This is a genomic window from Asanoa ishikariensis (assembly GCF_900107455.1).
GTDB lineage: Bacteria > Actinomycetota > Actinomycetes > Mycobacteriales > Micromonosporaceae > Asanoa > Asanoa ishikariensis.
Map to the genome: position 1 here is coordinate 1,830,281 of NZ_FNQB01000003.1, position 15,150 is coordinate 1,845,430.

Consider the following 15,150-nt stretch of genomic DNA (forward strand, 5'->3'; position numbering starts at 1 on the left):
TACGGTTCGTGGCGCACGTGGTGTGATGGTTCGATGGACCGCGTCCTGGGCGGGGTGCTCGGCACCTTCGCCGTCGCGGCGATCCTGATCTGGCTGGGCCCGGCCCCGGCCGTCACGTCGTGGTCGGCGCAGGCGGCGCTCGAGGGCACCTTCGCGGTGCTGTCGTGGTGGCTGTGGCGCCGTCGGGGGCAGGACGCCCTATGCCGGCGATTCTGGGGAGCCGCCGCGATAGCCGGCCTGCTGAAGTTCGCCGGCGGGACGGTCCGCGCGGTCGACTTCGCGATCGAGCCGGCCAACGCCGGCAGCCACCGCACCGTGCCCACGCTGCTCATCGCGGCGGGTTCCCTGGTGCTGCTGGGCTTCCTGCTGACCCGACCACCCGACCTGGTCGGCAGGGAGCGGGTGCGGCTCTGGCTGGACGCCATGACCGTGCTGGTGGCAACCTCGATCTTCGTCTGGAGCATCGCCCTGACGGGCAGCGAGGGCGCCAGCGGGTCGAGCGAGGTCGCCTGGACCGTCGTCGGCTCGGTGATCATGATCGTGTCGGCGTTCGCGATCGTCCGGCTGCTGATGACCCGGGAGGCGCCGTTCACCCGCGCGACCGGGATCGTGCTCAGCATCTCGATCGCGCTTTTCGGCGTGGAACACGCACTCAATCCCCAGCTCGCGACCGCTGACTCCCCCGGCAGCTATGTGTTGCGGCTGGTGCCGGCGTTGATCCTCGCGGTCGCACCCTGCATCGAGCGCATGTGGGGGACCCTGACCCGCCAGGTCGGTCCGCCGAAGCGGGTACGGGTGACCCTGCGGCTGCCCTTCATCGCCGTGGCCGCCACCCAGATCATGCTGCTCGTCCAACTGTCGATCAACGGGCTCACGATCAAGAGCTGGGGCACCATCGTCGGCTCGGTGGTGCTCACGGCGGTGGTGGCAGCGCGGCAAACCGTGGTGCTGATGGAGAACGAGCGGCTGGTGCGGCGACTCGACGAGAGCATCGAAGCCCTGGGCCGGCAGGAGCAGAAGTTCCGCCACGCGGCCAACCACGACCACCTGACCGGCCTGGCCAATCGCGCGTTCTTCGACCACCACGCCCAGCGCCTGGGCAACTCCGACGCCGGCCGGGGGCGGGCCGTACTGCTGCTCGACCTCAACGACTTCAAGATGGTCAACGACACCTTCGGCCACCACGCCGGCGACGACCTGCTCAAACTCACCGCGACCCGGCTCAAACGCAGCGTACGGCCGGGCGACACGGTGGCCCGGTTGGGCGGTGACGAGTTCAGCGTGCTGCTCGCCGACGCCTCGGCCGAAGACGCCGTGGCCGCCGCCCACCGCATCCTCGGGGCCCTGGCCAAGCCGACGCACGTCCACGGTCACACGTTGCGGCCGGCCGCGAGCGTCGGCATCGCGGCGAGCGGCACCAAGCCGTTCGAGTCGCTGCTGCGCGACGCGGACGAGGCGATGTACGAGGCGAAACGGCGCAACTCGGGCTTCTACCTGCACCCGGACTCCACGGCGTAGCCCCGTGGACCGGATCCTGGCTGGTGCTCTCGCCTTCTTCGCGGTCGCCGCGATCCTGATCGGCTGGGGGCCGGCGCCGGGCGTCACCGCATGGGCGGCCCAGGCCGTGCTCGTGGCGGCGTTCACGACCCTGTCCTGGCGCCTGGCCCAGCGCCGGGGTCAGGGTGCCCGAAGACGCAGGTTCTGGGAGGCCGCGGCCGTGGCCGGCCTGATCCTGACGGCGGGTGCGGTGCTGCGCGCGGTCGAGTCGGTGACCGACCCGGCGTCCGCGACCGCCATCCGGACCGCACCGGGAATCCTCCTGACGGTCGGCGGCCGCGCCGGACCTGCGGGCCATCCTGGTCGCCCGGATGGTGCCGGCGTTACTGCTCCTGGCCGGTGCCCGGTTCGAACAGCTTCGCCGGCCATCCGCCGCCGCGGGCCCGGCGCTCCGGCGCACGGCTGCCGATCCTCGCGGTGACCGCGACCCAGATCCTGCTCATCGTCGAGCTCGCGACCCGCGGCCTGACCATCCGCACCTGGGGAGCGCTCGCCGGGTCGATCGTCGTGACGACGTTGGTCCTGATCCGCCAGTACCTGGTCGTTGCCGACAACGAACGCCTGGTCCGGCGGCTCGACGAGACCGTCGCGGCGCTGAGCCGACAGGAGGAAGAGCTGCGCTACTCGGCGGCCCACGACCACCTCACCGGGCTGCCCAACCGGGCGTACTTCGACGACCGGGCCAAGGATCTCGGGGGGCACGTCGACCAGGGCAGGGCGGTACTGCTGCTCGACCTCGACGACTTCAAGTCGGTCAACGACACGATGGGTCACCAGGCGGGCGACGACCTGCTCCGGGTCACGGCCGACCGGCTCGACGGCTGCGTCCGGCCCGGCGACACGGTGGCCCGGATGGGTGGCGACGAGTTCAGCGTGCTGCTGACCGACGCGACGACCGAGGACGAGGTCGCCGCCGCCCATCGCGTCCTGGTCACCCTGGCCGAGCCGATGCGCATCGACGGACGTCTGTTGCGGCCATCGGCCAGCGTCGGCATCGCGGCGAGCGGCACCAAGTCGTTCGAAGCGCTGCTGCGCGGCGATGTACGAGGCGAAGCGCCAAAATTCCGGGTTCCTTCTGCACCCGGACGCGACGCCATAAATCGAAACTTCCGATCATGTCCAGGGGGTTTCCCGCGCGCTGCGGGGCAGCTACAGTCTGACCAACGTCGATGGGAGCGCTTCCATTGATGAACGTCAGAGTAGGCCGGCGACGGGCCAGCCCGGACTCCGTCGCCGGTCTCCGCTCCCTCTTCGAGAGGAGGTGGAACCACCGCCACTCGCGTGGCCCGGCTCCCGCGCGACACGCACGATTGGTGCCAACCGCCGTGCGTGTATGTAACTGAGGTTGGGGGTGGGGTTGCCCTCCCCGCCCCCAACGCTAGCCCTCGATTGTTACGGGCATGAATCGGTCGACAGGACAGGCGGCGACGCCCAACCGGTCGACCGTCTGCTTTGTCCGGCTTCACAGCGTCCGGGGTTCCGGGACCGGGCTTTTCGTTGTACGATCTTGGGAGCGCTCCCAGATCCCACCCCGAGGAGACCTGCGACATGACCGTGCTGACCCGACGGCGCCTGCTGCGCCGCGCCGCTCTCTCGGCCACCGCGGCCACCGCCGCCCGCGTGTCCGCGCGTCCGGCCAGCGGAGTCGCCATCTCCGCGGCGTCGCTGCTCGCCGCCGCCTGCGACCCCGACTCACCGGATGCCGACCCGAACCCCGAACGCCGGCTGGGAATGCGCTTCCCGGACGACTTCCGCTGGGGTGCCGCGACCTCCGCGTACCAGATCGAAGGCGCTGCCAAGGAAGACGGCCGCGGCGCGTCCATCTGGGACACGTTCAGCCACACGCCCGGCCGGACCCGCAACGGCGACACCGGCGACGTCGCGGCCGACCACTACCACCGCTGGGCGAACGACCTCGACCTGATGAAGGACCTGGGGCTACGCAGCTACCGGTTCAGCATCTCGTGGCCGCGGGTGCAGGCCGATGGCACCGGCAAGGCCAATCAGCGAGGGCTCGACTTCTACCGCCGGCTGGTCGACGGCCTGCACGAGCGCGGCATCGAGCCGATGGCGACGCTGTTCCACTGGGACCTGCCGCAGGCGTTGCAGGACGTCGGCGGTTGGGAGAACCGGGACGTCGCGTACCGGTTCGCCGACTATGCCGCCGCCGTGTTCGAGGCGCTCGGCACCGCCGTCCCGGACTGGCTGACGATCAACGAGCCGAAGACCGTCGTGCAGAACGGCTACCTCGGCGGTCACCACGCGCCCGGGCTGCGCGACCCGGACGCGGCCTACCTGGTCGCGCACCATCTCCAGCTCGCACACGGGCTCGCGGTGCGGGCGCTGCGCGCCGAGTCCGACGCGCGGATCGGGCCGGCGCTCAACCTGCACCCGTGCTACCCGGCCGACGACCGCCCCGAGACGGCGACGGCCACCCGGCTGTACGACGGGTACGAGAACCGGCTCTACCTCGACTCGATCCTGCGCGGCGCGTACCCGCAGGACGTGCTCGACGACCTCGGTCCGCGGAGCCGGATGGTGCGCGGGATCCGCGACGGTGACCTCGCGGTCATCTCGTCGCCGGTCGACCTGCTGGCCGTGCAGTACTACACGCCCTACTACGTCACCACCGGCGGCGACACCGAGAAGCGCTGGCCGACGTCCGAGGCCTTCTGGCAGCAGATCTTCCCCGAGGGGATGTTCGACCTGCTGACCCGGATCACCCGCGACTACGGTCCGATCCCGCTGACCATCACCGAGAACGGCCTGCCGTGCCCGGACGAGCTCGGCGCCGACGGTGCCGTCAGTGACCCGGGCCGGATCGAGTTCCTGCGCGACCACTTCGCCGCGGCACACCGCGCGATCGAGGCTGGTGTGCCGCTGGAGAGCTACCACGTGTGGTCGCTGATGGACAACTTCGAATGGGCCGAGGGGTACGACCAGCGCTGGGGACTGGTCTACGTGGACTACCCGACGCAGCGCCGCATCCTGAAGCGCAGCGCCCACTGGTACCGGGGTGTCATCAAGGACAACACGGTCTAGCTACCTGGGGAGGGCTTGCTGGAGCTCCTCGCGCAAGGCCGGCGTCAGCATCTCGCCGGCCTGCTTGGCCAGCCGGGCCATCTCGTAGCCGACCACGCCGATGTCGGCGTCCGCGCCGGCCAGCGTCGCCAGGATCGAGCCGTCGCGGATGTGCATCACCAGGAAGTAGCCGCGGCCCATCTCGACGACCGTCTGCTTGACGTAGTCGTTGTCGAACATCTGGGCCGCGCCGCTGGTGATGCTCATGACGCCAGAGGTGACGGCGGCCAGCTTGTCGGCGTGGTCGCGCGGCAGGTGGTCGGAGACGGCGATCAGCAGGCCGTCCGAGGACACCACGATGGCGTGCGAGACGCCCGGGACCCGCTGGGCGAAACCGCTGACCAGCCAGCTCAGGTCGCGTGCCTCGCGGCTGAGCGTCGTCATCGTTGCTCCTGTTCTCCGCGCCAGGCCGGCGCGCTCGTCAGATCGTTCGGGTCCTCGGACTCGGCGCGTCGCACACCGCCGTAGAACTGGTTCAGCACGTTGCCCACCGCGTCGGGGTCGGCTTCGCTGCGGGGCGCCGGGACCGGTGCGGCACCGTTGCCGCCCGGAAGTTGGGCCATCGGCACCCGCAGGGGCAGGCCGGTCCGGCCCACTCCCGCGGTCATCGGCACCGCGGGCGGGGCCGGGGCCGGTGCGACGGTCTCGGCGCGGGGGGTGGCCGCCGAACCGGCGCGGGAGAACCAAGAGACGCCCGCGTTGGGGCCGCTGGGGCGAGCGGACCCGCGGGTCGCCTGCGCCGGCACCGGTGCGGGCGCGGGCGCGGGGACGGCTTCGGGCACCACCGGCGCGGCCGGCGCCGGCACCTCGGGCGCCGGAACGGCAGGTGCCGGGACCGCCGGCACGGCCGGGTGGCCGTTGCGGGCGGGAGTGGTCTCGATGGGGAGCGGGATCGGTCCCCCCGCCACCGCCGGCACCCCGCGTCCCGGCGTCGACAGGGTGAGCGCCGGAGCCGGGCCGCCTGCCGCCGGGCCGCCGGCGGACGGTGCCGGCTGGAGGGACGGCGCCGCGCCGGAGACCGCGGCCACCGCGGCCAGCATCGGACGTGCCGGCCGATAGGGCAGCTCGGCCTGGTCGTGCACGAGGATGTCGGCCGGCAGCCGCACGACGGCGATCACGCCGCCGCGCCGGCCGGCGCGAAGCTCGACCCGAACGCCGTGCCGGGCCGCCAGGTGGCTGACCACGAACAGGCCCATCCGCTCGGACGCCGCCACGTCGGCGGTCGGCGGCGCGGCCAGCGTGTCGTTGGCCTCCTGCAACGCGTTCGGTGACATGCCCAGGCCGTCGTCGACGATCTCGACGACCGTGCCGACCCGGGAGCCGCCGTGCGCGTACACGTGCACCGTCGTCGTCGGTGGGGAGAACACGGTGGCGTTCTCCAGCAGCTCGGCGAGCAGGTGCACGAGGTCGCCGACGGCGTGCCCGACCACGTGCACGGGGTCGATCCCCTCGTGCCGCACCCGGGGGTAGGACTCGATCCCGGCGACTGCCGCCAGCACGACCGCCGGGAGCGCGACCGGGTCGCTCCACCGGCGCGTCGACTCGATGCCGGCCAGCACGAGCAGGCTGTCGTCGTTGCGGCGCATGCGGGCGGCCAGGTGGTCCAGCTTGAACAGGTTCTCGAGCTGCTCCGGGTCGCTCTCCTCGCGCTCCAGCTCGTCGAGCAGCTCCAACTGGCGCTCGACCAGCACCTGGCTGCGCCGGGCCAGGTTGACGAACATCGCGTTGACGGTGCGTCGCATCGTGGCCTGCTCGACGCCGACCGCGATCGCGCTGTGGTGCACGGCCATGAACGCCTCGGCCATCTCACCGATCTCGTCCCGCGATTGGATCGGGTTGGGCCAGACCTCGATCCGCGGCACCGAGCCACTCATCGTGCGCAGGCGGTCCAGGGCGTCGGGGAGCTGCACCTGGGCGATCTGCAGGGCGTGGGTCCGCAGGGTACGCAGCGAGCGGCCGATCGAGCGGCCGACCACGATCGAGGTGAGCACCGCGATCACCAGGACGAGCAGGATGCCGCCGGCGACCAGGAGGCTGTTGCGGAGCTGCGCGCTGCTGCTCGCGTCGGCCGCGTCGGCGGCGTCGGCGTTGACCCGCTCCTCCACGGTGCGCAGCAGCTCGGCCCGGTTCTGGCTGGCCGCCCACCACGCCTCGGCGGGAAGCACGCGCGGCGCCCGGGCGGTGCCGATGGTCTGCTCCTCCAGCCGGGTCGCCTCGACGAACTCCTGCAGCGCCGAGGTGTCGTCGTACAGGGTGACCTGGCCCGGCGCGGCGGTGAGCCGGAAGTCGGCCAGCGCGGCGAGCTGCTGAGTGCGCAGGTCGGAGAGGGTGACCAGGTCGTCGGGGCCGTAGCCGCCCGCCATCGACACGGCGAAGATCCGGGCACGGGCCCGCGAGCCCAGCTCCTTGACCCGGGCGATCTGCACCGAGCGGAGCACGGCCTGGGACAGCTCCGGATGCTGTGCGCCCGGCGAGGGCTCGGCCAGCAGCGCCACCAGCGCGTCGAGCAGCCGGGTGTACGTGTCGAACACGGTCTGCGGCGTCGCGGTGCCGCCCGCCGCGGTGCGCAGCGTCGGGAGCTGGTCGATCAGCTCGATCGTGCGACCGTAGGCGACCTGCCAGGAGACGTCGCCGCCGAGGGCCGGGTCCGCCGCCGCGCGGAACTTCGTCGCGGCCGCGTCGACCGCGGTCTCGTACGGACGCAGCACGTTGCTCAGCCGACCGGGGTCCGGCCGCCCGCCCGCGTCGAGGGGCGCGGCCAGCTCACCGGCGGTGCGGTCCCGCTCCTGCTGGAGGGCGTCCATCAGCGTGGCGATCTCGTCGGCGACGCCCGCCTCGGAGGAGAACTGGCCGAGCGTGTTGGCCTGGGTGAACAGGGTGCGCGCCTGGAAGCCGGCGAGCAGCAGGAAGGCCACCGACGGGACGATCAGGACGGCCGTCAGCTTGCTGCGGATGCGCCAGTCGCGCAGCCGATAACGGGAGTACGGACGATGAGAGGCGAGCCTCGTATCGACGCTCTGCCGGCGATGGTGCGGCACGGCGCCTGTTGGCTGCCCGGTCGCTCCTGCCACCAGTTTCCTCCTCGTCGCCCCGGCGCCGGCCACACCGGGAAACCCGTTCATCCAACCAGGCGGCGCGGCGCCGCGCACGGGGGCAAACGCCCAGTGTGGTCACCATGAACGCGTGGTGGAGGGGCCAGCCGCCCGTCCGGCGGCTCAAACTCGTCCGTCCGGTTGGATCATCCTCGCAGAGAGATCACCAACGGGTCGAGTCACCCGGTGGGTTGGTCCGCCCGTCCGAGTGCGACCAGGGCCGCTCCGGTGCATCCCACCTCGGGATCGTCGACGTGCGCCACCTCGCGCGGGGCCAGGGACAGCTCGAACGCGCGGCGCCACCACGGTGAGGCGGCGATCGCGCCTCCCCCGAGGGTGACCGCGACCCGATGGTCGACGGTGGACTCCAGGACCTCCAGGTCGCTGAGCACCATCGTGCAGACGCCGACCATCAGCCCGGCGAACATCTCGGTGGCGGTCGTGCCGAAGCCAATGTGCCGCAGCTCGCCGGAGCCGGCCGGCGCGGTGCCCGGTGGCCGGTCACCGCCGAGCCGCGGGTCCGCCACGGCACCCGAGAAGGGCGCGATGCCGGCCAGCGTCTCCTCCAGCGCGGCGCCCTCCGGGAGGCGCAGCTCACGCCTGGCCCAGGCGAACAGGTTGCCGCCCGCCGAGTAGGCGGCGCCGGTCACCACCCGGTGGTCGTCGACCCGGTAGCGCCAGAGCCGGTGTGGCAGTGGCGGCAGGGTCGCGCCACGCGGCGCCTGCTGGACCAGCCGCACGGCCGCCGAGGTGCCCACGGTGACGGCGGCCCGGGTCTCGTCGACGCAGCCCGAGCCGATGTTGGACGCCGCGCCGTCCCCGACGGCCGGCGACCAGCGCGCCCCGGCGAGCTGTGGCCAGCGGCGGGCGTATTCCGGCCGCAGCCGGCCGTGCCACCCGAGCGGCGCGAGCGTCGGGACCTGCCCGGTGCCGACGCCGGCGATCTCCAGCGCCTCCGGATCCCAGTCCATGGCCGCCAGGTCGAGCATCCCCGTGCCGGACGCCTGCGACACCGACATCGGCGCCTCCCCGAGCAACTCGGTGAGGATGTATTCCACGAGCCCCGTGTAGCGGGCCGGTGCCAGCCCCAGGTCGCGCAGCCAGGGCAGCTTGACGGTCCAGTAGAACCGGTGCCACCACGCGCCGGTGCGCTGGTGGAAGGCCTCCGGGTCGAGCGGGCCGGTGGCACCCTCGGGCGGGGCGGGGCGGGTGTCGAGCCAGGTGACCACGGGGCCGAGCGGGCGGCCGCCACCGTCGAGCGGGAGCACCGAGTGCCACTGCGCGGACGCCGCGACCAGCCCGATGTCGTCGAGGTGCCCGGCCTCGGCCAGTTCGTCGAGGCAGGCGCAGAGAGCCGCCAGGTACTGGTCGGCGTCCAGCGTCGCGGTGCCGCTGTCGTCGGCGGCGATCGACAGGTCGAACCCGCGCCGGGCCAACGCGCCGCGGCGGGCGCGCACCTTGTCGTCGAAGACCATCGCGCGCACCGACGAGGTGCCCAGGTCGAGGGCGAGAACGTTCATCGCCCGCCACGGTACCCCGCGAGTTCCCTTCCGAATCCGGCACGCAGCCGGTACCTTGGCGACCGTGCACGCGCGATTGAGCATGTGGTGGCCCGCCGACCCGGCGGCCCACTTCCGCGCGTAACCATCCGACGCGGCCGCCCTCGAGGCGGCCCGCTTGCCGGTTTCCCGCTCGACGGCACCCGCCCGAGCCTCGAGGAAGCCGCCATGCAGATCGATCAGCAGCGCCCGTTCGCCCTGGTCCGCCGGGAGGGCGCGGACCACGTCGACGTGTACTCCGGACCGGTCCGGACGCTCACCACGCTCGCCGAGCTACCGATCCCCTCGCTCGCCGTCGTCCCCTACCGCCAGATCGCCGAGCGCGGCTTCGACGCGGTCGACGACGGCGTACCGCTGGAATGCCTGTCGATCGAGACCCACGACCGGGTGCCGCTCGCGGAAGCCCTCGCGGCGCTGCCCGACGCAGCGGTCCGGACGGTCGGACCGACCGGCTTCGACGTCACCGACGAGGACTACGCGGCGACGGTGTCGCAGGTGCTGGCTGACGAGATCGGCCGGGGTGAGGGCGCGAACTTCGTCATCCACCGCGCCTTCACCGCCCGGGTCGAGGGCTCGCCGGTGGCGGCGGCGCTGGCCGCGTACCGCCGGCTGCTGCTCGACGAACGGGGCGCGTACTGGACGTTCCTCGTGCACACCGGCACCCGGGTTATCGTCGGCGCCTCGCCGGAGCGACACGTCTCGGTCGAGGACGGGCTGGTCATGATGAACCCGATCTCCGGCACCCACCGGCACGGCTCCGGGGTCGACCTGCTGGAGTTCCTCGCCGACCCCAAGGAGATCGACGAGCTCTACATGGTGCTCGACGAGGAGCTGAAGATGATGGCCACGGTCGCCGAGACCGGCGGCCAGGTCGTCGGGCCCTCGCTCAAGGAGATGGCGCACCTCACCCACACGGAATATCTGCTGGCCGGGCGCTGCACCCGGGACGTGCGGGACGTGCTGCGCGAGACGATGTTCGCGCCGACGGTGACCGGCAGCCCGATCGAGAACGCCTGCCGGGTGATCGCGCGGCACGAGCGGCGCGGGCGCCGCTACTACGCCGGGGTGCTGGCCCTGCTCGGGCACGACGCGCACGGGCGGCAGACGCTGGACGCGCCGATCCTGATCCGCTCGGCGGAGCTCACCGCCGACGGCGCGCTGCGGGTGCCGGTGGGCGCCACGCTGGTGCGGCACTCGACCACCGCGGGCGAGGTGGCCGAGACCCACGCCAAGGCGGCCGGGATCCTCGCGGCGCTGGGCCTCGTCCCGGCGCGACCCGGAAAAGGCGTGCCGGTTTCACGGACCGCCGACGCCGAGGTGCAGGCGCTGCTGGCGGCCCGCAACACGCACCTCGCGCGGTTCTGGCTCGACGAGCGGCCGGACCCGGGTGCGCTGGTGGTGCCGGCGCTGGCGGGGCGGCGGGTGGTCGTGGTCGACGCCGAGGACACCTTCACCGGCATGCTCGCGCACCAGCTCCGCGCCCTCGGCATGCGCGTCTCCGTGGTGCCGTGGACCGCCCCCGCCTGGGGCGACGCGGACCTGGTGATCGCCGGACCCGGCCCGGGCGACCCCACCGACCCGGCGTCGCCGAAGATGGCGGCGATGCGGGCCGTGGTGACCGCGCGCCTCGTCGACGCCCGCCCGCTGCTCGGCGTCTGCCTCGGCCACCAGATCCTGTCGTCCCTGCTCGGGCTGGGCATGCACCGGCGCCAGGCGCCGTACCAGGGGGTCCAGCAGGTGGTCGACCTGTTCGGCACACCCCGCCGGGTCGGCTTCTACTCGACCTTCACGCCGACCGCGCCGACCGACTCCCTGTCGTCGCCCTACGGCCCCGTGGAACTGGCCCGTGCCGCCGACGGCACCGTGCCCGCGCTGCGGGGGCCGACGTTCGCCGGCGTGCAGTTCCACCCGGAGTCGGTGCTCAGCGAGGACGGGCTGACGGCGCTGACCGACCTGCTGCTGCACGTGCTCGCCCCGGTCCCATCGGCATAGTCCCGGCATTCGGGGGTACGCCCTTTTCCAAGCTGGTGGGCCGGGCAGGTCCGAGAGCCCCTGCCCGGCCCACCGGCGTGTCCACCGGTTGACGGACACCATGGTTCCGTCCCTCGGTCGTCCCGCGCGGGTCGTTCGGCGGCGAACCATCAAAGGCATGACAGACGACGCGGTACGCGTGCGAGGGCTGCGGAAGTCCTATCGCGACACGGTGGCGGTGGACGGGCTCGACCTGACCATCGCGCACGGCGAGGTGCGGGCGTTGCTCGGGCCCAACGGCGCCGGCAAGACCAGCACGGTGGAGATCCTGGAGGGGCACCGGCCGCGCGACGGCGGTGACGTCTCCGTGCTCGGCGTGGACCCGGCGCACGCCGGAGTCGCCTGGCGGCGCGAGATCGGGATCGTGCTCCAGTCGACGGCCGACGGTGCCGAGCTCACCGTCGCCGAGCTCATCGCGCACGTGGCCCGCTACTTTCCCCGACCGCGCGGCCTGGCCGAGACGCTCGAGCTGGTCGGGCTCACGGACAAGCGGGACAGCCGGATCCGCAAGCTCTCCGGTGGGCAGCGGCGGCGGCTCGACGTCGGTCTCGGCATCGTCGGGCGGCCGCGGCTGCTCTTCCTCGACGAGCCCACCACCGGGTTCGACCCGGTCGCCCGGCGCCAGTTCTGGTCGACGGTACGCGGCCTCGACACGACCGTGCTGCTCACCACCCACTACCTCGAAGAGGCGGAGGCGCTGGCAGACCGGGTCACGGTGATCGCCGACGGGCGCGTGGTCGCCGAGGGCACGCCGGACACGCTCGGCGCGCGCGACGTCGCCACGGTCGTGTGGCGCGACGGCCGCGAGCAGACCGCCGACCCCGCGGCCGTGGTGGCCCGGCTCAGCGCGGCGTACGGCGGCCAGGTGCCGGGCCTGTCGGTCGTCCGGCCGTCGCTGGAGGACGTCTACCTCGACCTGATCGGAGGCTCCCGATGACCACACTCTCTCTTGGCTCCGCGCGGGCGGGTGTCGAGCTCCGGCAGTTCTGGCGCGAACGCGACGCCGTCGTGTTCACCTTCGCGCTGCCGGTCGTGCTGCTCACCCTGCTCGGCTCGCTGTTCAGCGGGGTGTATCCGGGGAGCCCGGTCACCTCCGCGCAGTACCTGGTGCCGTCGATGATCGCGGCCGGCGTCGCCTCGACCACCTTCGTCAACCTCGGCATCGGGATCGCGACCGACCGCGACGACGGGACCCTCAAGCGGCTGCGCGGGTTGCCGACGCCGCCGCTGGCGTACCTGATCGGCAAGATCCTGCTGGTCGCCGTCGTGACGGCCGCCGAGGTGCTGATGCTGCTGCTGATCGGCGTGCTGCTGTTCGACCTGCCGTTGCCGTCGAGCCTGTCCCGCTGGTTGACGTTCGGCTGGGTCTTCGTGCTCGGCGTGGTGGCGTGCAGCCTGCTCGGGGTCGCGTGCAGCGCGCTGGCCCGGTCCGCGCGCAGTGCGGCGGCCGTGATGAACCTGCCGTACGTCGTGCTCTCGTTCCTGTCAGGCATCTACTACACGCCGGTCGGCGCGCTGCCGGACTGGGTGATCCGGATCGGCTCGGTGTTCCCGCTCAAGTGGATGGCGCAGGGCTTCCGGTCGGCGTTCCTGCCGGACAGCATCCTGCCGCAGGAGGTCGTGCGGTCATGGGAGCATGGGCGCACCGCTCTCGTGCTCGCCGCCTGGTGCATCGGAGGACTGGTGCTATGTCTGACCATGTTTCGCTGGCGCGGCCGGCAGACGAACTGACCTCGGCGTGGACGACCCGGTTCCACTGGTTCGACGCGTACTTCGCGGTGGTCGGGGTCGGTGTCTCGGTGTTCGTGCTGCAGACCGCCGACACGGCCGCCCGCGGCTGGGGGGCCGTGGGCCTGCTGGGCGGGATCGCGGTCCTCTACACGCTGGTCGGCCGTCGCATCATGCGCGACGAGGCGATCGGTTGGACCGGGGTGGTCTACCTCGGCGGCACCTTCGTGCTCTACGCGACGGCCGTCGCCCTGGTCAACTCCAGCTCGTTCGCGCTGTTCGCGATCTGTCCACAGTGCTTCATGACGCTGCCGGCGAAACCAGGCGTGGTCGCCGTGACCGCGTTCACCGGCGTACACGTGGTGGTGCTCTGGTTCTCCGACCGGGACTGGGGCCTGATCGCCGAGGTCCTGCCGTCCGCGGTGATGATCGTCGTGCTGACCTCCATCTTCGGCATCTGGTCACAGCGGATCCTCGTGCAGAGCGACGAACGGGCGGCGCTGGTCCGCGAGCTCGCCGCGTCGCGGGCGGAGGTGAGCCGGTTGGGGATGCTGGCCGAGCGGCAGCGGATCGCCGGCGACATCCACGACACGATCGCGCAGGGGCTGTCCAGCGTGGTGATGCTGATCCAGGCGGCGCGCGCCGAACCGGACCCGGCCCGGGCCGACGCGCACCTGGCCCTCGCGCTGGACACCGCCCGCGACAACCTCGGCGAGGCCCGGGCGCTGGTGGGCGCGCTGACGCCGGCCCTGCTCGACGGCCGCTCGCTCGTGGACGCGATCCGCCGGCTCGCACCGTCGACCGCGGTCCGGGGCAGCGTCCGTCCATTGTCGACGGGGGTGGACGTGGTGCTGCTGCGGGCCGCACAGGAGGCGCTGACCAACGTGGGCAAGCACGCTCTTGGCCCGGCCTCGGTGTCGTTGGAGTACGGTCCGGCCGCGGTGACGTTGACGGTGTGCGACCCGGGACCGGGCTTCGACCCCGCCGCCGTGTCGCCGGCCGGGTACGGGCTGTCCGGCATGCTGGCCCGGGTCTCCCAGGTGGGTGGCTCGTTGACGGTGGACTCCGCGCCGGGCGGCGCGACCACGGTGCGCGTGGAGGTGCCGGCGTGATCACGGTGTTGCTGGTCGACGACCATCCGGTGGTGCGGGCCGGCGTGCGCGGCCTGCTCTCCGGCGAGCCGGACATCACGGTGGTCGGCGAGGCCGCGTCCGGCACGGAGGCGCTGACGGCCGCCCGGGCACTGCGTCCGTCCGTGGTGCTGATGGACCTGCGCCTGCCCGGCCTCGACGGGGTCGGCGCCACGGCCCAGGTGCTCGCCGCGTTGCCCGCGACGCGGGTGGTCGTGCTCACCACGTACGAGACGGACTCCGACATCCTGCGCGCCGTCGAGGCGGGTGCGGCCGGCTATCTGTTGAAGGACACCTCCCGCACCGACCTGGTGACGGCGGTGCGGTCGGCGGCCCGCGGCGAGACGGTGCTGAGCCCGTCGGTGGCGACCCGCCTGCTGCACCACGTGCGCCATCCGCGGGCCGAGAGCCTGTCGGCCCGGGAGGCCGAGGTCCTGCGGCTGGTCGCCCGCGGCCTGTCCAACGGCGAGATCGCCCGCTCGCTGCATATCAGCGAGGCGACGGTGAAGACCCATCTGCTGCGGGCGTTCGCCAAGCTGGGCGTCAACGACCGCACGGCCGCCGTCACCACCGCGATGGCCGCCGGGTTGCTCTGACGGAACCGGTTCGGCCGCGGACACGTCGCAGTAGGTGTGAAGCCACGTCTGCTCGCGCTGCTCCTCCTCACCGGCCTGTTCATCACTCCCCTGGCCGGCTGTGCCGAACCCGCCTTCGACCCTGTCGAGCCGGAGCCGGACGACGGGTCGGCCTATCCGGGCCGCTACCGCGTGAGCGGCGCGGTGCTGGAGAACGCCGAGCACGGCCCGCAGTTGTGCCGCAGTGTCGGGGACTCGCTGCCACCGCAGTGCACCGGGCTCGACATCGTGGGCTGGTCGTGGGACGGCCTCGATCACGAGGAGAGCGGCGGGGTCCGTTGGGGCCACTTCGAGATCGTGGCCACCTTCGACGGCGTGCGCCTCACGCTCGCCGAGC

At 72.7% G+C, this 15,150-nt stretch carries 12 protein-coding genes; 9 read left to right on the plus strand and 3 right to left on the minus strand.

The window, feature by feature from the left end:
• The first annotated feature begins 33 nt into the window (after nt 1-33).
• From BLV39_RS32405 to BLV39_RS32415, 4 genes are all read left to right on the plus strand, one after another.
• Nucleotides 34-1,518, plus strand: a complete 1,485-nt coding sequence (locus tag BLV39_RS32405; protein ID WP_090800412.1) for a GGDEF domain-containing protein — start codon at nt 34-36, stop codon at nt 1,516-1,518.
• 4 nt (nt 1,519-1,522) lie between these two features.
• Nucleotides 1,523-1,978: a hypothetical protein gene (locus BLV39_RS44450; protein WP_176985179.1), complete on the plus strand. Its 456-nt coding sequence runs from the start codon at nt 1,523-1,525 to the stop codon at nt 1,976-1,978.
• Nucleotides 1,975-2,745 (plus strand): GGDEF domain-containing protein, encoded by a 771-nt coding sequence (locus tag BLV39_RS32410; protein WP_176985180.1) that lies wholly within the window; start codon nt 1,975-1,977, stop codon nt 2,743-2,745. The genes BLV39_RS44450 and BLV39_RS32410 overlap by 4 nt, the downstream gene beginning before the upstream one ends.
• 543 nt (nt 2,746-3,288) lie before the next feature.
• The gene (locus BLV39_RS32415; protein ID WP_176985201.1) at nt 3,289-4,599 is read left to right on the plus strand and encodes a GH1 family beta-glucosidase; all 1,311 of its coding nucleotides are present in this window, start codon (nt 3,289-3,291) and stop codon (nt 4,597-4,599) included.
• Here BLV39_RS32415 and BLV39_RS32420 read toward each other — a convergent pair whose 3' ends face one another.
• The 3 genes from BLV39_RS32420 to BLV39_RS32430 all read right to left on the minus strand — a co-directional run bounded on the left by BLV39_RS32420 (nt 4,600) and on the right by BLV39_RS32430 (nt 9,250).
• Nucleotides 4,600-5,022, minus strand: a complete 423-nt coding sequence (locus tag BLV39_RS32420) for a roadblock/LC7 domain-containing protein (protein WP_090800415.1) — start codon at nt 5,020-5,022, stop codon at nt 4,600-4,602. It lies immediately after the preceding gene.
• A complete protein-coding gene (locus BLV39_RS32425; RefSeq protein WP_239083886.1) occupies nt 5,019-7,709 on the minus strand; it encodes a sensor histidine kinase in 2,691 nt (896 codons plus the stop codon). The genes BLV39_RS32420 and BLV39_RS32425 overlap by 4 nt, the downstream gene beginning before the upstream one ends.
• Before the next feature lie 200 nt (nt 7,710-7,909).
• Nucleotides 7,910-9,250, minus strand: a complete 1,341-nt coding sequence (locus BLV39_RS32430) for an FGGY family carbohydrate kinase (protein WP_090800925.1) — start codon at nt 9,248-9,250, stop codon at nt 7,910-7,912.
• A gap of 207 nt (nt 9,251-9,457) precedes the next feature.
• On the opposite strand from BLV39_RS32430, the gene BLV39_RS32435 reads away from it, so the two are divergent.
• From BLV39_RS32435 to BLV39_RS32455, 5 genes are all read left to right on the plus strand, one after another.
• The gene (locus BLV39_RS32435) at nt 9,458-11,281 is read left to right on the plus strand and encodes an anthranilate synthase family protein (RefSeq protein ID WP_090800416.1); all 1,824 of its coding nucleotides are present in this window, start codon (nt 9,458-9,460) and stop codon (nt 11,279-11,281) included.
• 157 nt (nt 11,282-11,438) lie between these two features.
• Nucleotides 11,439-12,257 (plus strand): ABC transporter ATP-binding protein, encoded by an 819-nt coding sequence (locus tag BLV39_RS32440; protein WP_090800417.1) that lies wholly within the window; start codon nt 11,439-11,441, stop codon nt 12,255-12,257.
• Nucleotides 12,254-13,051, plus strand: coding sequence for an ABC transporter permease (locus BLV39_RS32445; protein WP_090800418.1), 798 nt, complete (start codon nt 12,254-12,256; stop codon nt 13,049-13,051). Before BLV39_RS32440 ends, BLV39_RS32445 begins: the two co-directional genes overlap by 4 nt.
• A complete protein-coding gene (locus BLV39_RS32450) occupies nt 13,009-14,160 on the plus strand; it encodes a sensor histidine kinase (protein WP_176985181.1) in 1,152 nt (383 codons plus the stop codon). Before BLV39_RS32445 ends, BLV39_RS32450 begins: the two co-directional genes overlap by 43 nt.
• Nucleotides 14,157-14,774, plus strand: a complete 618-nt coding sequence (locus tag BLV39_RS32455) for a response regulator (RefSeq protein WP_090800420.1) — start codon at nt 14,157-14,159, stop codon at nt 14,772-14,774. Before BLV39_RS32450 ends, BLV39_RS32455 begins: the two co-directional genes overlap by 4 nt.
• Nucleotides 14,775-15,150 lie beyond the last annotated feature (376 nt).